This is a genomic window from Pseudomonas sp. LB3P58 (assembly GCF_054897895.1).
In genome coordinates this window covers 3,636,129-3,652,367 of record NZ_JBUBVE010000001.1, presented here as the reverse complement: position 1 = coordinate 3,652,367, position 16,239 = coordinate 3,636,129, and the positions used below count along the sequence as shown (strand labels likewise).

The 16,239-nt window shown below is 60.6% G+C and carries 15 protein-coding genes and 1 pseudogene; 9 read left to right on the top strand and 7 right to left on the bottom strand.

Going from position 1 to position 16,239, the window contains the following annotated elements:
* Genes mdtN through ACYZTZ_RS16925 form a run of 3 tightly spaced genes read left to right on the top strand, consistent with a single transcriptional unit; the run spans position 1 to position 4,603 of the window.
* The gene (gene mdtN, locus ACYZTZ_RS16935; RefSeq protein WP_461999074.1) at positions 1 to 1,053 is read left to right on the top strand and encodes a multidrug transporter subunit MdtN; all 1,053 of its coding nucleotides are present in this window, start codon (positions 1 to 3) and stop codon (positions 1,051 to 1,053) included.
* Entirely contained in the window at positions 1,050 to 3,092 is a 2,043-nt protein-coding gene (locus ACYZTZ_RS16930; protein WP_461999073.1) for an FUSC family protein, read from the top strand. The genes mdtN and ACYZTZ_RS16930 overlap by 4 nt, the downstream gene beginning before the upstream one ends.
* Positions 3,089 to 4,603 (top strand): efflux transporter outer membrane subunit, encoded by a 1,515-nt coding sequence (locus ACYZTZ_RS16925; protein WP_461999072.1) that lies wholly within the window; start codon positions 3,089 to 3,091, stop codon positions 4,601 to 4,603. The genes ACYZTZ_RS16930 and ACYZTZ_RS16925 overlap by 4 nt, the downstream gene beginning before the upstream one ends.
* Here ACYZTZ_RS16925 and ACYZTZ_RS16920 read toward each other — a convergent pair.
* Positions 4,533 to 5,444: a LysR family transcriptional regulator gene (locus ACYZTZ_RS16920; RefSeq protein ID WP_461999071.1), complete on the bottom strand. Its 912-nt coding sequence runs from the start codon at positions 5,442 to 5,444 to the stop codon at positions 4,533 to 4,535. The two genes, ACYZTZ_RS16925 and ACYZTZ_RS16920, sit on opposite strands and share 71 nt — an antisense overlap.
* Positions 5,445 to 5,590: 146 nt before the next feature.
* Between ACYZTZ_RS16920 and ACYZTZ_RS16915 the strand changes: the two genes are divergently transcribed.
* Positions 5,591 to 6,475: a pirin family protein gene (locus ACYZTZ_RS16915; protein WP_461999070.1), complete on the top strand. Its 885-nt coding sequence runs from the start codon at positions 5,591 to 5,593 to the stop codon at positions 6,473 to 6,475.
* Positions 6,476 to 6,565: 90 nt separating this feature from the next.
* On the opposite strand, the pseudogene ACYZTZ_RS16910 reads toward ACYZTZ_RS16915, so the two are convergent.
* Both ACYZTZ_RS16910 and ACYZTZ_RS16905 read right to left on the bottom strand, forming a co-directional pair.
* A pseudogene (locus ACYZTZ_RS16910) lies at positions 6,566 to 6,847 on the bottom strand (hypothetical protein); the annotation flags it as partial.
* Between the two features lie 261 nt (positions 6,848 to 7,108).
* Positions 7,109 to 7,987, bottom strand: coding sequence for a LysR substrate-binding domain-containing protein (locus tag ACYZTZ_RS16905; RefSeq protein ID WP_461999069.1), 879 nt, complete (start codon positions 7,985 to 7,987; stop codon positions 7,109 to 7,111).
* 147 nt (positions 7,988 to 8,134) lie between these two features.
* Here ACYZTZ_RS16905 and ACYZTZ_RS16900 point away from each other — a divergent pair, with 147 nt between their 5' ends.
* Genes ACYZTZ_RS16900 through ACYZTZ_RS16885 form a run of 4 tightly spaced genes read left to right on the top strand, consistent with a single transcriptional unit; the run spans position 8,135 to position 12,359 of the window.
* Positions 8,135 to 9,187 (top strand): agmatine deiminase family protein, encoded by a 1,053-nt coding sequence (locus ACYZTZ_RS16900; protein WP_461999068.1) that lies wholly within the window; start codon positions 8,135 to 8,137, stop codon positions 9,185 to 9,187.
* 4 nt (positions 9,188 to 9,191) lie between these two features.
* Complete coding sequence (gene aguB, locus ACYZTZ_RS16895) at positions 9,192 to 10,100, top strand: N-carbamoylputrescine amidase (RefSeq protein WP_461999067.1); 909 nt, start codon at positions 9,192 to 9,194, stop codon at positions 10,098 to 10,100.
* 1 nt (position 10,101) lies between these two features.
* Positions 10,102 to 11,205, top strand: coding sequence for an extracellular solute-binding protein (locus ACYZTZ_RS16890; RefSeq protein WP_461999066.1), 1,104 nt, complete (start codon positions 10,102 to 10,104; stop codon positions 11,203 to 11,205).
* 29 nt (positions 11,206 to 11,234) lie between these two features.
* Positions 11,235 to 12,359 (top strand): agmatine deiminase family protein, encoded by a 1,125-nt coding sequence (locus tag ACYZTZ_RS16885; protein WP_461999065.1) that lies wholly within the window; start codon positions 11,235 to 11,237, stop codon positions 12,357 to 12,359.
* A gap of 38 nt (positions 12,360 to 12,397) precedes the next feature.
* On the opposite strand, the gene phnE is transcribed toward ACYZTZ_RS16885, so the two are convergent.
* From phnE to ACYZTZ_RS16865, 4 genes are read right to left on the bottom strand one after another with little or no spacing between them, the layout of a single operon-like run.
* Positions 12,398 to 13,165, bottom strand: a complete 768-nt coding sequence (phnE, locus tag ACYZTZ_RS16880; RefSeq protein WP_461999064.1) for a phosphonate ABC transporter, permease protein PhnE — start codon at positions 13,163 to 13,165, stop codon at positions 12,398 to 12,400.
* The gene (locus ACYZTZ_RS16875; RefSeq protein WP_461999063.1) at positions 13,162 to 13,989 is read right to left on the bottom strand and encodes a PhnE/PtxC family ABC transporter permease; all 828 of its coding nucleotides are present in this window, start codon (positions 13,987 to 13,989) and stop codon (positions 13,162 to 13,164) included. The genes phnE and ACYZTZ_RS16875 overlap by 4 nt, the downstream gene beginning before the upstream one ends.
* Complete coding sequence (locus tag ACYZTZ_RS16870; RefSeq protein ID WP_461999062.1) at positions 13,983 to 14,780, bottom strand: phosphonate ABC transporter ATP-binding protein; 798 nt, start codon at positions 14,778 to 14,780, stop codon at positions 13,983 to 13,985. Before ACYZTZ_RS16870 ends, ACYZTZ_RS16875 begins: the two co-directional genes overlap by 7 nt.
* Entirely contained in the window at positions 14,777 to 15,628 is an 852-nt protein-coding gene (locus tag ACYZTZ_RS16865) for a putative selenate ABC transporter substrate-binding protein (RefSeq protein WP_461999061.1), read from the bottom strand. Before ACYZTZ_RS16865 ends, ACYZTZ_RS16870 begins: the two co-directional genes overlap by 4 nt.
* 291 nt (positions 15,629 to 15,919) lie before the next feature.
* On the opposite strand from ACYZTZ_RS16865, the gene ACYZTZ_RS16860 reads away from it, so the two are divergent.
* Complete coding sequence (locus tag ACYZTZ_RS16860; RefSeq protein ID WP_461999060.1) at positions 15,920 to 16,228, top strand: panthothenate synthetase; 309 nt, start codon at positions 15,920 to 15,922, stop codon at positions 16,226 to 16,228.
* The last annotated feature ends 11 nt before the right edge of the window (positions 16,229 to 16,239 follow it).

Sequence of the window (16,239 nt, the reverse complement as noted above, 5' to 3'; positions counted from 1 at the left end):
ATGAGCGAAAATGTTGTGAAAACACTGCCCCGGCGCGTCCTGATCCTGGTGTTGCTGGGGCTGACTCTGGCATTGCTGTTGTGGGTCGTCTGGCGACTCGACAACGCTCCGCGTACCGATGACGCCTATGCCTATGCCGATACCATCAACGTCACCCCCGAGGTGAGCGGCAGCATCGTCGAGCTGCCAGTGCGCGAGAACCAGCAGGTGCAGCAAGGGGATGTGCTTCTGCGTATTGATGCCCGTCCGTATCAGGACGTGCTGGATCAGACCCTGGCGTCACTGCAAGCGCTGAACCAGGAAATCATCCTCAGCCAGCGCCAGGTCGATGCCCAACAATTCAACTCTGATGCCGTAAAGGCCAGCATCGAACGGGCCAAGGCGGCTGCCGTGCAGACGGCGGACACCTTGCGACGCATGGAACCACTGCTGTCGCGCGGCTATGTTTCCGAGGAGCAGGTGGACCAGGCGCGCACCGCCGCCAAAAGCGCCCGTGCCGAATTGAATGCAGCGCAGCTACAGGTCAAGCAAGCCGCCGCTGCCGTCAGCGGGGTTGACGCGTTGGTCGCCAAGCGCGCAGTGATCCAGGCGCAGATCGCCCGCGCCGAGCTGGATCTGGAGCACAGTGTTGTGCGCGCACCCTTCGACGGACGTATCGTTGGCCTGACGACTTCTGACGGCCAGTTCGCGGCAGCAGGGCATCCGCTGTTCAGCCTGATCGATACGCGGCGCTGGTACGTGGTGGCGAACTTTCGCGAGACCGAACTGGACCATATCCATACCGGCAGCCGCAGCACGCTGTACCTGATGAGTGACAGCCAGCGTGCTTTCAGCGGTACCGTGGACTCCATTGGCTTCGGTGTCTTCCCTGACGATGGCGGCGCCCAGGTCAGCGGGCTGCCGAAGGTCGCACGGACCATCAATTGGGTGCGGGTGGCGCAACGCTTCCCGGTACGCATCCGCGTCGATCAACCCGACCCGCAACTGTTCCGCATCGGCGCATCGGCGGTAGCAGTGATCCATGCCGACAGTGACAAAGGTAAGCCGCAATGACGGCCGTGGAAGGCTGGCCCGAGCGTCTATGGCGCTTCGTCGTCGCGGAGTTGGCGGCGTTTCCCGGGCGCGGCAACGCGCTGCTGCGCAATTGGGTGGCTTGCACGCTGGTCATCATTCTCTCGATGAGTCTGGAGGTGCCATTACTGGCGCTGTCACTGATCATGGTGTTCTTCGTGAGCCAGACCAACGTGGTCCTGACACGTATGGCCGGCATCCTGTTCATCGTCAGCGCCACGCTCGCCATCGGTATCGCTATCCTCCTGCTCAAGTTCACCTACGGCTATCCGCTGCTGCGTATCGTCTGCGCAAGCGTGGTGTTTCTGGTCAGTATGTTCGGCATGCGCGCCACGCGCCTCGGCCCGCTGTTTTTCGTGGTGGCTATCGTCACCATCTACGTACAGAGCCTGGTGGATCTCGTTGCGCAACCCGAGTTGCTGTTACGTGGCTGCCTGTGGGTGTGGATGGCTGTGGTTTACCCGACGCTGGTCACCCTGCTGGTCAACACGTTGCTGCTGCCGCAAGAACCGCAGCAGTTGTTGCGCGAAGCGATGCAGCGTCAACTGGCTCAGGTCGAGGCGTGTCTGGGGGAGGTGGGAGAGGGGCGAACAAAGCCCCTGGAAATCAGCCCGATCGATGTCCAGCAGGGCGTGCTCAGCCTGCATAAACTGCTGAAGTTCACCAGCATGCGCGATACCGGCTATCGAGCTCACGAGGTGCAGCATCTGGCGCTGATCACGTGCATCTCGCGACTGTACGCCGCCGTAGCATCCCTGAACGCGCCTGTCTCGGATGTCGAAGCGCTGGCGGCTCTACGTCAGGATTGTGCGGCGCTGGCCAAGGCCATCGAAGGCGGCCCCATGCCGTCGCCATTGCACAGCGAGGCGCTGATGCGGCCGCTGATGCCTGCGGCACTGGAGGAGATGCGTGAAGCTTTGCGCGCCCTGGCCCCCCGCGAGGCCTTGATCCCGTCCGCCAACATCCCGGTGAAGGAGCCTCTGCTGGCAAGCGACGCCTTCAGCAATCCCAACTACCTGCTTTTTGCCTTCAAGAGCTGGCTGGCCGCGCTGTTGTGCTATGTGTTCTACAACGCCGTGGACTGGCCGGGCATCCACACGGTGATGCTGACTTGCGTGATCGTCGCCTTGCCCAGTCTCGGTGCGTCGACCCAGAAAGGCCTGCTGCGCATCGGCGGTTGTCTGGTGGGAAGTGCCTTGGCACTGCTGTGCATGGTCTTCGTCATTCCGCAAATCGAGACGCTGGTCGGCCTGTTGGTCATGAGCCTGCCGGTAATCGGTCTCGGGGCGTGGGTTGCGGCGGGCTCCGAGCGCATCAGCTATGCCGGCTTGCAAATCATGTTCTGCTTCGCCCTGGCTTTGCTCGAACAGTTTGGCCCGAGCACCGACATGACCGAAATCCGCGACCGTCTGGTGGGTATCATTCTCGGCGTTCTGGTCAGCACTCTGGTGCATGGTCTGCTGTGGCCGGAAAGCGAAGGTGACGGTTTGCGGCGGCGCCTGTCTTCAATCCTGCACAGCATCGCCGGAGTATTGGGTGCGCCCAAATATGATGCATCAGTCGATCACTTGCACGAACTGAGCTTGCGCAGCTGGGGACAGCTCGCCGAATGCGAGGCGATGCTTGCGCGCGTGGCCCTGGAACCCGGTTGGCAACAGGGGGAGCATGAAGTGCTGACACTGTTTACCCAGACGCTGCTGGCCAAGGCCCGGGAGATCCTTCTATTGACCGGCCAGTTGCAGCGCAACCGTGCGGCGCTCGAAGCCGAATTGCCAATGCCGCTGCGCACCTGGCTGGACGAGCATCAGACGGGGTTGGGTGCGTGGCTGGTCAGCTACGCGGCGCGATTGAATGATCAGGCGGTTGCGCTGGATGGCTTGCCGCCATTCGATCCGCCAGCGGAAGGAAGTCGGGGCGACTTCGGACTGCTACGGGAGTTGCGTGAACTACGTCGTCTGCTGGTTTCGCTTCCAGACTGGCAGTCTTTCGAAAATGGGTCGCTGGTGGAGCTGCGCTCATGAGGGGCGACATTCGATTGTGCGCGGTTCTCGGCCTGAGCCTGACCTTGGGCGGATGCGCGTTGATCCGCGAAGAGGGCCGCCTGGCGCCGCAGCTTGACCCCGCCAGCATCCGCCTCGCCGACGATCTGCACCTGGCCCGCGAGGGTTGGCCCGACGCGCGTTGGTGGGCACGCTATCGGGACCCGCAGCTCAATCAGTTGATCGACATCGCCTTCGCTCAGGCTCCGAGCATCGCCATCGCTCGCAGTCATATCGACCAGGCCCGCGCCCAGGCAGCCTCGGTGAAATCGCTGACTGGCGTGCAGGTCGATCTGGTCGCCCTGGTCAACCGCCAGCACGTTTCCGCCAATGGTTTTCTTGGCCCTTTCGCCCAAAACGAACCGGCTCTCGGCCTCACCGGGCCCTGGTACACCGAGGGTGTGGTGGGCCTCGGTGGCGCGTACCAAATCGATCTCTGGGGACGGCAGCGAGCGCAAATCGACAGTGCCTTGGGCATACGCAACGCGCGTCAGGCGGAAGCGGCCTGGGTCGAGCTGGAGGTGGCCAGCGGCGTGACCCTGCTGTATTTCCAGATCCAGACCGCACAACAACTACTCGCCGACTTGCAGCGCATGTCGGCCATTGCTGCCGAAGTGGTGGCCGCGCATCAGGCGCTCATCGAGCGTGGCCTGGAGGCGCAGCCACTGAAGCAACAGGCGCTGAGCAACCAGGCACTGATCGAGCGGCAGATCGTCTCCCTGCGCAGTCAGACGCAACAACTGCGTGAAGCCATGCGCGCGTTGCTCGGCGTTGGTGCTGAGGTTGCGCTGCCACTGGCGCCGCGATCCCTGCCGACACATGCCTATGGGGTGCCGCAGAGTCTGGGCTATGAATTGCTGGCGCGACGCCCGGACCTACAGGCCATGCGCTGGCTGGTCCAATCATCCTATTCGAACATCGATGCGGCCAAGGCCGCCTTCTACCCGAGTTTCGACATCAAGGCCTTCTTCGGCGCCGACGCACTGCACATGGGAGACCTGTGGGACCATGGCAGCCGACAGATCAATCTGATCCCCGGGATGACCCTGCCAATCTTCGACGGTGGCCGCCTCAATGCCGAACTGGCCAATGCCCGCAGCCTGAGCAACGGCCTCGTGCAACAGTACAATCAAGCGGTGCTTGACGCAGTGCGCGACGTCGCTGTAGCCGGCAGCAAGCTGCAAGGGCTGGAAGCACAGGAGACGTTACAGCAGGCACGCATCGGCAACATGCGCTTCAACCGTGACAGTGCCAATGCGCACTACCAGCGTGGCCTGTTGAATCGGGTGGCAGCACTGGAAGCAAACCTGCCGCTGCTGGCCGAACAGAGTGGCCTGGCCTTGTTGCAGGGGCAGCGCCTGGAAAGCGAGGTGGCGCTGATCAAGGCTTTGGGGGGTGGCTATCGCGCCGACAAGAAGAACGTTACGCAGGATCGAAGAGGTCAGGGTCTTGTTCCTGTAGATGAGCAACCGCTTGCGTCACGAACACGCTAACCGCCAATGGAATCTGCTTTCGGCTGGGATAAACAATGGATAAGTCGCTGTTTTGCTGGCTATAGTCCGGTAGCAATTGGACAAGATGTCCGGCGTTCAAGGTTGAGCGCAGAATGGGTTCCGGCAGCAGGCAGATGCCCAGGCCCGCCATGGCGGCTTTCAACTGGGACTGTGCAGTGTTCGCGCAAAATCGTCCGCTGACCCCGACCTGGATCGCACCTTGGGGGCCGATCAAATTCCAATGGGTCTGCGTGGAGGAATGGGATGGCCTGATACAGGCGTGTTCGCCCAACGCAGGGACATCCTCTGGCGTGCCGTAAAGGTCAAGATACCTTTGGCTGGCGGCAAGAATGCGGCGACCGGTACTGACTTTTCGCGCAACGAGACTTGAGTCAGGAAGCGCGCCCGACCTGAATGCCAGGTCGATGCCTTCGGCGATCAGGTCAGTTCGCAAATCGCTCAACACAAAGTCCAGCTCCACTTTTGGATATCGACTGAGGAAGTCAGCGACAAAATCCATCTGGAAAACCTCAAAAAAATCTGCGGGGGCCGCGACCCTGATCCTTCCGGTCGGTTCCTGGCTGCCTTGCGCAAGCTGGCGACTGACCTCGATCAATTCCATGATTTGACTGGCGCTTCGCTCATATAGGGCCTCACCGGCGCCCGTGAGTACCAACTTGCGGGTGGATCGATGCAGCAGACGCACCCCCATAGCTTCCTCCAGCAGCTTCATACGCCGACTGAGTGTGTTGGAGGGCGCCCCTGTGCGCCGGGCTGCTCCTGCAAAGCTCCCCGCGTCGACGATTTGAACAAAAAGAGCCACGTCATTGAGGTCAAACACTTGATTGCGCCAAAAATGGATGAGTGAAAAGCAACTATAGCTACTAATCAAATGAATCCCCAATCCCTAACATGAGCCCACATCAATCGCCACCGCAGCCTGGCTCAAGCGCTTGACGAGGGCATTCACGGTTAGAGGAAAAAGACATGCGTACTGCAACGCTTGGTGAAACCATTGCTCACCGCGAAATCATCTACCGCACCACAGGGAGCCGGCATGGCCCGATTGTCCGGCTGATGAGTCCTTCAGATCTGGGCCACCTGATCAAGCCGTTCGTTTTTCTTGATCTGTTTGAAGGTGAGAGTTCATTCATTAACGGTATGCAAATGCACCCGCACTCGGGAATCGCCACTGTCACAGTCATTACCGAAGGTAATTTGCACTTTGACGATGCCGAAGCCGGTTCGGGGACTATTGACTACGGTGGCGTCGAATGGATGCGTGCGGGAGGCGGGGTGTGGCATGGGAAGGAAATGTCAGTTGGCACATCGAAGCGGATTCAAGGTTTTCAACTTTGGGTTGCACTACCACCCGAGTTGGAAAACGCGAGTGTCGATAGCCAGTACCTGGAGGCAGACGTGATGCCTGAAGTGGGGCCTGCGCGTGTGATTCTTGGAACGCACGAGGGTGTCCAGAGCCCGGTCCGCGCCCCGGATGGAATGAATTATTTGCTGGTCACCCTACGAGCCGGGGAATCCTGGACATATGTGCCGCCACAAGGGCATGAGTCGTTGTGGTTGAGTGTCAGCCGAGGATCCCTTTATGCGCCTGACCTGGTCACCGCGGGAGAAATGGCTATCTTCGCGCCAGGTAGCGATGCCGTCACGCTGAAGGCCGAGCAAAAAGATGCAGTCTTCGTGATCGGTTCAGCAGCACCTCACCCCTATGATCTAGCGCTGGGAAACTACTCCGTGCATACCAACCCAAAAGCATTGCAAGCGGGAGAGGCAAAGATTGCCGAGATTGGCCTCCGGTTGCGAGAGTACTTGCGCGCGCCCAACCAATCCGCTTCCGTTCCGGTTTTCAAGTAATCCAGACGGCCCGTTGCTCAGAGATCGTAAAAAAGCCCGGTTTGTCAGGCCGGGCTTCTTGTTGGGTTCCGCAGTAAAGCCATTCATTCAAGCAGCGCGGTTTTCGATCAGACGGTCGGAACCACCTTCAGCGACACGGTTTTCGATCAGACGGTCGGAACCACCTTCAGCGACACGGTTTTCGATCAGACGGTCGGAACCACCTTCGGCAACACGTTTCTCGATCAGACGATCCGAACCACCTTCAGCCACACGACTTTCAATCAGACGATCCGAGCCGCCTTCAGCGACAACCGGGTGAGCAGAGGTAGCGGCGAAAGCGTTAACTGCAAAAACCGAGAAAACGATGCTGAGGATAGTTTGGCGTTTCATGAGGGTGTGCTCCGGGGTGTAGTTGTTGGGTCTGGAGCTGATGTTACGCCGCGGATTTTTTATGAGAACTTCATTGAGTTAATGGTGACTATTGACGGAGTCAATGGATGCGGAAGTCCGGCGTGGGCGCGATCAGGCTTCGCTGACCTTTGAATTGACCAGTCGATAGGTCTGTAACTGCTCTCCGGCAAGCTCTGCCAGTTCGTTCACCTTTACCATTGCGCGCCACGCAGCACGTCGATGAGCCGAAAGGTTTCATAATTAGCCGTTCAACTCTGTTGGGCGATCTTCCAGGTTACCCAGCAGCCACTCACTGAAGCTTCGTGCCAGCGCGTTGTTCTCACTGTCACGATGGGTCAGCATGGCCCAGTTCGGGCCGCGAATGGTTTGCTCCACCAAGGGTTGCAACAATCCTTGGATACGCGCCTGCCGACTCAATAACTGGCTGACCAGGGCGATACCGAGCCCCGCGCACGCGGCGTCCAGCAGCAGGCCGGGGTCGGAGAAATTCAGCCCCTGATCTTTCTGGCCGACATCGATGCCAGCTTCCACCGCCCAGTGACTCCAATCCATTTCCCGCTCACCGTGAAGGGTGGTGCGCTGTTCCTGTGGCAACGCCAAAAGGCTCGGGTGACACGCCGGGTAGAGGCGGTCGGCGTGCAGCACCTTGAAGCTGCACTCGGCTTGGGAGCTGATGTCATCGCGCACCGCGAGGTCGATGGTCTGGGTGGTCATGTCCGGGACTTCATCGGTACTGAAAATCCACAGGTCAACGTCCGGATGCTCGCGACGAAAATCCCCCAAGCGTGGCAGCAGCCAATGACGGGCGAACGCCGGGGTGGTGTTGAGCACCAGTTGGTTGGGTTTCTGGTATTGCCCCAGGCGGCGAATGCCGACGGCCAGTTGTTGCAGCAACGCCTGGGTGGTGCTGAGCAGGTCGTGCCCGGCATCGGTCAGGCTGACGCTGCGTCCATTGCGAAAGAACAAGGGTTGTTCGAGGTACGCCTCAAGGCTGCGGATCTGCTGGCTGATCGCCGATTGGGTGAGGTGCAACTCGGCGGCCGCCTTGTGGAAACTGCCCAGCCGGGCGGCGGCTTCAAAGCCGCGAAGGGTGCTGAGTGGCGGCCAGTGCTTGAGCATATTGATAAGTTCCTCTAATCATTTGTCTGAAAAATCCATCGTTTGTTTGCCTGATTTTACGGCCGTAGCATGCATGCCAGGAACACCCAAGCAGTTTTGTTGAACACAATGGCTTAACTTAAAGGGCTTTTTATCATGCAGCATGTCATGCAGCAGAATGAAATTCGAAACAGCGGTTGGATGATGCCGGCCGAGTGGGTCAGGCACGCTGCCACCTGGATGGTCTGGCCGCACAACACGGCACTCTGGGAGTCCGGTTGGGGCGTGACATTGCCGCTGGTGCAAGAGGACTTCGCTCGCGTCGCCAACGCCATCGCCCGTTTCGAACCGGTGAAACTGGTCGTCGACCCTTCTGCTATCGCCAGTGCCAAAGCGTTATGTGGGCCGAACATCGAATTGATCGAGTTGGCGGTGAACGACAGCTGGTGCCGGGACTCCGGTCCGAGTTTCGTCTGCCATCCGCAACATGGCCTGGCCGGGGTGAGCTGGCGCTTCAACGCGTGGGGCGGCAAGTCGGCCCATGATCTGGACGAAAGCCTGGCTCGTCGCGCACTCAATCACTTGGGCGTGGATTGCTTTGGAACTGCGCTGAGCAATGAAGGCGGGGCCATCCATGTGGACGGCGAGGGCACATTGATCACCACCGAGTCGGTGTTGCTCAACCCCAATCGCAACCCGGGCATGAACAAGGCGGAGATGGAGGAAATCTTCACGCGTCTGCTGGGTGTGAAAAAAACGATCTGGCTGCCAGGCGATCCGGACTATGTGACCGGCGACATGACTGACGGCCACGTCGATGGCGTGTGCGCGTTCGCCCGCCCCGGGGTTTTGCTGGTGGACGCCACCCACGACCAGCACTCGGTGTATGCCGAAGTAGCCCGCGAGAACCGTCGTGCTCTGGAGCTGGCCACCGATGCCCGAGGCCGACAGTTCGAGCTGATCGAATTGTATGAAGCCAGCGATGCCGTGGACACCGAAGCTGAAGTGTTCTGCGCCTCCTACACCAACTTCTACATCGCCAACGACGCCATCATCATGCCGGCCTACGGCATTGATGCCGACAACGTGGCGGCCGCTGTACTGCAGCAGGCATTCCCGGGACGCGAAGTGGTGCCGGTGCGGATCAATCACCTGGCCCACGGCGGTGGCGGTGTGCATTGCATCACCCAGCAACAGCCCGCCTGGCCGGTGGAGGGTTGATGCCATGACGCTTCTGACCATCGCCACCACCCAGATGCCCTGCACCTGGGACCTGCAACACAACCTCGATCAGGCCGAGCAACGGGTGCGCGAAGCCGCGGCCAAAGGCGCTCAGGTCATCCTGTTGCAGGAGCTGTTTGCCACGCCGTATTTCTGCATCGAGCAAAGCCACAAGCACCTGGAGCTGGCTGAAGAATATCGATACAGCCCTGTGCTCAAGCGCTTTGCCGCGCTGGCCAAAGAGTTGGGTGTGGTGCTGCCGCTGAGCTGGTTCGAGAAGGTCGGCAATGCCTACTTCAATTCCTTGAGCGTGGCCGATGCCGATGGGCGCCTGCTGGGTGTGTATCGCAAGACCCACATTCCCAACGCCATCGGCTATCAGGAGAAGGAATACTTCAGTCCCGGCGATACCGGTTTTCGTGTCTGGGACACGGCGTTCGGGCGCCTGGGTGTGGGGATCTGCTGGGATCAGTGGTTCCCCGAGACCGCGCGCTGCCTGGCGTTGATGGGCGCTGAAGTCTTGCTGTTTCCCACCGCCATCGGTTCTGAGCCTGGCTGCGCGGCGCTGGATTCCCGTGACCACTGGCAGATGACCATGCGCGGCCACGCCGCCGCCAACCTGTTGCCGGTGGTGGCGGCCAATCGCGTCGGCCGAGAGGCGGCGACCACTGATCCGACCTTGCAGATGAGCTTCTACGGCTCGTCGTTTATCTGCAATCACAAGGGCAAGTTGCTCGCCGAGGCCGACCGCGACAGCACCGGCGTGCTGGTGCAAAGCCTGGACCTGGCCGCGATGCGCGAAGAGCGCTTGAGCTGGGGCATTTACCGCGATCGCCGTCCGGACATGTACGGCGCTCTGTTGACTCAGGACGGTCGTCACACCCATGCACGCTGGAAGACTCAGGAGGTTTGATATGCACACGATCAAAATGCTGTTGAGCGGTGCCTTGGGCCTGGCGCTGGGTTGTGCCTTGCCGGCGCTGCACGCGGAAGAGAAAACCCTCCGGCTGTACAACTGGGCCGACTATTTTGCCGAGGACACGCTGGCCAAATTCACCGCCGAAACCGGGATCAAAGTGATCTACGACGTCATGGATGGCAGTGAGACGCTGGAAGCCAAAATGCTCGCCGGTGGCAGCGGTTATGACCTGATCTTCCCGGGCGACACCGTCGCCGAACGCTTGATGCGTGCCGGCAGCCTGCAACCGCTGGACCGGTCAAAACTCACGGCCCTGGATGACATCGAACCCGGCTTGCAGAAGCTGCGAACGCATTACGAGTATTCGCGCCAGGCCACCGTCCCTTACACCTGGGGCACCATCGGCCTGACCTACAATGCCGAGCAGATCAAACAGCGTGTGCCGGATGCTCCGGTCAACAGCCTCGACATGTTGTTCAAACCGGAGCTGGCTGCCAAATTTGCCGACTGCGGCATTTCGATGATCGACTCGCCGGACGAAGTGCTGGCAGTCGTGCTCAATTATCTGGGCCGGGAGCCACGCAGCGCCAAGCCTGAAGATTTGGCCGCAGCGAGTGAGTTGCTGCTGAAACTTCGGCCGTACATCCGCAAGTTCCAGTCGCAGCCGGTCACCGATTTGGTGAACGGCAACCTGTGCCTGTCGCTCGGTTACAGCGGGGACATGACACAGGCGCAACGGACGGCGGATTCCGCCGGCAAGAACACCATGTTCCAATACCGTGTTCCCCGTGAAGGCACCACGGTGTGGATGGACGCCATGGCGATTCCGGTCGACGCCAAACATCCGGAGTACGCTTATGCGTTCATCAACTTCGTCATGCGCCCGGACAACATGGCCGCCATCAGTAACTTCACCGGCTACCCCACCTCCAATGCCAAGGCACGTGCGAGCGTCGATGCGACCATGCGCAACAACCCAGATATTTACCTCGATGAGGCCACTTACGCACGGTTGATTCCGGGCAAGGACATTCCGCAGCCCGATATGCGAGCGCGCATGCGCACCTGGACCAAGTTCAAGACGGCCACCGCGAAATGACTTCAGACAAACATTCCAGGGATCAATACATGTCGACGCGTCGTGAGTTCATCAAACAGGTATCGGTAGTCGCCGGTTTGGGCGCGGCAGCGTCTATCGGGCTTGGCCTGACGCCCCTGCATGCGCAAGCGGCCACCCCCGGCAGTTGGCGTATGCCGGATGAGGGCGACAGGCATCAGCGGGCCTTCATCGCCTTTGGCGCACAGGAAGCGATCTGGGAGGATTTCACCCCCGACGTACAAGCCGCCATTGGCCTGATCGCTCGCACCCTCGCGCGATATGAACCGGTGACTGTGTTCTGTCGTGAGCGTGAACGGGAGCTGGCCGAAGAACATTGCGGCACGGCTAACATCACCTACGTCACCAGCGAACTCGACGACATCTGGATGCGCGATATCGGCGCCAACTTCGTCATCGATGGGGAAGGCGGGCTCGGCGCCGTGGATTTCAACTTCAACGGCTGGGGCAACAAACAGCAGCACGGCGAGGATGCGCAACTGGCCGCTCTGGTTGCGAGCACCGTGGAAGCCAGTCATATCCGCAGCGAGTTGGTGGGTGAGGGCGGTGGTGTCGAAGTGGATGGTCATGGCACGGGGATCATGACCGAAAGCAGCTGGATCAATGCCAACCGCAACCCCGATTGGAGCAAGGCCGAGATCGAGCAAGAGCTGAAAGCGTGCTTGGGCTTGCGCAAGATCATCTGGCTGCCGGGGATCAAAGGTAAGGACATCACGGATGCCCACGTCGATTTTTACGCCCGTTTCGTCAAGCCTGGCGTTGTGATCGCCAACCTCGACAACGACCCTCAGTCATACGATTACGGCGTTACGCGTGCCCATTTGGACATTCTCAACAATGCCACGGATGCCGATGGCCGCAAGCTGCAGGTGCATACCGTGTCGCCACCGTTCAACCCCCGTAAGAGCAAGTTCAGCCGCAACAATCCAGACTTTGCGGCGGGCTACATCAACTACTTCGTGATCAACGGGGCGGTCATTGCGCCCGAGTTTGGTGACAAGGCGGCAGACTCCAAAGCATTCGATTTGTTGTCCGAGCTCTACCCGGACCGTGAGGTGGTACAGCTCAACATCGACGCCATTGCTGCCGGTGGCGGCGGTATCCACTGCGTGACCAGTCACCAACCGTTGGCTTAGTCTGGATCAACGTTTTGCCATCCGGTTCTGCGAAGCCGTCAGGCCTTGACCCAGCGTTGACGGCTCCAGCTGCTCAATGTGTCGACGGCAAATACCAGCAACAGCATGGCCAGAATGACCGTGCTGGCTTGAGCTTCCTGGAACAGGCTGAGGCTGACATAGAGCATTTGCCCCAAACCACCGGCGCCGACGAAGCCGAGCACACTGGCCATGCGGATATTGTTTTCCCAGCGGTACAGGATGTAGGCCAGTAGCTGCGGCAACAGGTTGGGCAGTGATCCGTAGCAGAACGCCCATAGGGCATTGCCGCCCTGCAGGCGGATGGCTTCGGCCGGTTCGGGTGGGGTGTTTTCCAGCGCTTCGGCGAACAGCCGACCGAGCACGCCGGTGGTGTGCAAGGCCAGGGCCAGGGTGCCGGCATTGGGGCCGAGCCCGGCGGCGAGGACCATCAGCGCAGCCCACACCAGTTCCGGAACCGCGCGCAAGGCGTTGAGCACCAGACGCGACACGCTCTGCAAAGGCCAGCCGAAGTGCCCGGCCGCGGGCAATGCCAACAGCAGGCCGAATACCGCCGCGAGCAGGGTGCCGAGGGCGGACATGGCGATGGTTTCCAGGGCGCCGTGACCGATGGCTTGCAGATGGCTCGCGCTCAGGTCCGGGCTGAGAAAACGCTGCGCATAAGCGCCCATCTGCTTCAGGTTGCCGCTGCCACCCAGCTCGCCAAGGTCGATGCCCAAGTAGATGAACGAGGCGACTACCGCTGCGCCGATACACAGGAGCAGCATCAGGTTGATCAGGCGATTCATGCCAGCCTCCAGCGCAGCAGGCGGCTGAGTTGATCGGCGAGCAGTACCAGGACGAGAAACGTCAGTAACAAACTGGCCACTTCACCGCCGGCGAACATGCGCAACGACAGGTCCATTTGCTGGCCCAGACCGCCGGCACCGACGAAGCCCATCACCACCGAGGCGCGGATTGCGCATTCCCAGCGGTACACCGTGTACGACAGCAGCTCCGCAGCGACATTGGGCAGGATGCCGTAGAAAAAGGCTGCGAGCCGACCGCTGCCGGCCTGCAATAGCGCGTGGGCCGTGCGCTGGTCGACTGACTCGAAAATTTCCGCGTAGACCTTGCCCAGCATGCCGCTGTAGGTAATGGCGATGGCCAGTACCCCGGCAGTCGGGCCGAGGCCGACGGCGCGCACAAACAAAAGCGCCCAGACGATTTCCGGCACGCTGCGCAGGAAGATCAGTAAACCGCGTACCGGCCAACGCAGCAGTTGACCCCAATAGCTCGGGTGACCGGCACGGGAGGCAGCAGACAGCGACAGAGCCCGACTGGCCAGCAGGCTGGCGGGGACGGCCAACAACAACGCCAGGGCCATGCCGGCCGTGGCGATGGCCAGGGTCTGCAGAGTGGCTTGCACTAACAGCTCAACGAATTCCTCGCCATGGGCCGGTGGCCAGAAGGCTGAGACAAACCGGCCCATCTCGCTCTGACTGTCGCTCGCCACCAGAACACTGAGGTCCAATTCGCTGAAGTGGATGCCCGGCCACAGCAAGGCAAGGGCCAGTAAGGTGAGCAGCAGGCGGGGCCGGGTGGCCGGATCTCGGGTATCACGGGTCAGCATCGGGGAATCTGCACACTCAAGGGCGCCGGAGTAATCGGTGGGGATTGCAGTTGTTCGTTGGCGTAGAGCTTGTCGAGCAGCTCGCGGTCGACTTCGCTGGCCGCAAGGTCGAACATGATCTGCCCATCACGCAAGCCGATGATTCGCGAAAAGTGCGCCAGGGCCAGTTCCACCGCATGCAGGCTGGCGACCAGTGTGACGTTGTGCCGCCGGGCATGGCGACAGAGCACCGACAGCGTGTGCTCGGCCAACACCGGGTCCATGGCCGAAACCGGCTCATCGGCCAGCAATACTTCGGGCGCTTGATACAACACGCGGGCAATGCCCACGCGCTGTAGCTGTCCACCGGACAGTTGCTGACATTGCGCGAACAACTTGTCGCTGAGATCGAGCCTCGCCAATGCCGCGCGTGCGCCCGGAATATCCACCGGATGCAGCAAGTTCAGCAGACTTTTGCCCAGACCCCACTGACCCAGCTTTCCAGCCAGAACCGCAGTGACCACGCGTTGGCGCGGTGGCAGCGGGGGCGCTTGATGGATCAGACCGATGCGCGCGCGCAGACGCTGGCGCTGACGGGCAGACAGCTGCCAGGCGCGCTCGCCGAGCACCTGCAGCTCGCCGTCGTCCGGTCGCAGGGCGGTGGCCAGCAGGTTGAGCAGGCTCGACTTGCCCGCGCCGGACGGACCGATGATCGCAACCTGTTCGCTTACACCGATGTGCAGGTCCACACCACGCAACGCCTGGACGCCGTTAACGTGGGTAAGGCTGACCTGGGTCAGATGCAACGTCATTTGAGCAGTTCGGCGGCGCGTGCGGCTTCCTCGATGCCCTTGTAGTTCTCGGGTTTGGTTTCGATGAATCGACTGGCGGCCTGCAGATCCAGAATCTCCTTGTCCTTCGGATTCGCCGGATCGAGTGCCAGGAAGGCGGCCTTTATCTTGGCCGCCAGCGCCGGGTCGAGGGTCCCGCGTACCGTCCAGTTGTAGTCGTAGTAGGCCGGGGTGGTCGCAAACACTCGGACCTTGGTGGTGTCGACCTTGCCGGCGGCGACCAGTTTTTCCCACACGCTGGCGTTCAGTACCCCGGCGTCCACTTTGCCGGCCTGGACCCAGGCGACAGTGGCGTCATGGGCGCCGGAATAGCCCACGCGACTGAAGTAGGTTTCCGGCTTGATGCCGTCCTTCAGCATGAAATAGCGCGGCATGAGACTGCCCGACGTGGAGGACACCGAACCGAAGGCGAAGGTCTTGCCCTTGAGGTCGGCGAGGGATTTGACGGCCGGGTCGGCGGTGATGAATTTGCTGGTGAACTGGGCGTCCTGTTCGCGCTGTACCAGCGGAATGGCATTGCCGGTTTTCAGGCGTGCCTGCACGAACGTGAAGCCGCCCAGCCAGGCCATATCGATTCGGTCAGTGGCCAGCGCCTCGACCACGGCCGGATAGTCGCTCACGGGAACGAACTCGACCTTCATGCCCAATTGTTGTTCCAGGTAGGTGCCCAGCGGCTTGAACTTGCGCAGCAGTTCGGTCGGGGCTTCATCGGGAATCGCACTGACTTTCAGGGTGTCGGCGGCCTGCGTCAACAAGGTGCAAAAAGACAGCGTCACGCCGACAGCCAATGCCAGGGTACGGTTGAGCATGAAAATTCTCCGGTGCATTAAGGCAAAAATGTCGATACGCCAAGCGCAAGCTGGTTGCTGCATGACGCTTTGTGAGGGTAGACGAAATGGAGCGAAATTGACCGCTTTTGGCCCACTTGTTAGTGCGACAAGTCTGAAGTCGATCCGGCCAGGATGATACGTGGTTTAGCGCTTTTAGCGGCCCGAAATCGCCATGTTGCATGACCGCTCGTAACCCGGCCCGAGGGTTGGCTAACGCTTGGCTATTCTTCATGACACTACAGCGTTGCAAGTTGAACAGAGGATTGAATGATGAAGATGTTACTGATGGTCGAGTGCCCTAACGAACCCTTCAACACCCTTGTCAAAGCCGGGAAGGTGGGCGAGGTTATTGAACGCATCCTGACCAGCATCAAACCGGAGGCGGCGTACTTTACCGAGCAGGATGGCAAGCGTGGTGGGATTTTTGTGGTCGACGTGCAAGACCCCTCCGACATCCCCACATTGGCGGAGCCCTTTTTTCTCAACTTCAACGCCACCTGCAAGTTCCGTATTGTGATGAGCCCAGAGGATCTGCAAAAGGCCGGTCTGGAGACGCTCGGGCAAACGTGGGCGTGCTGAGAGGCCAGCCG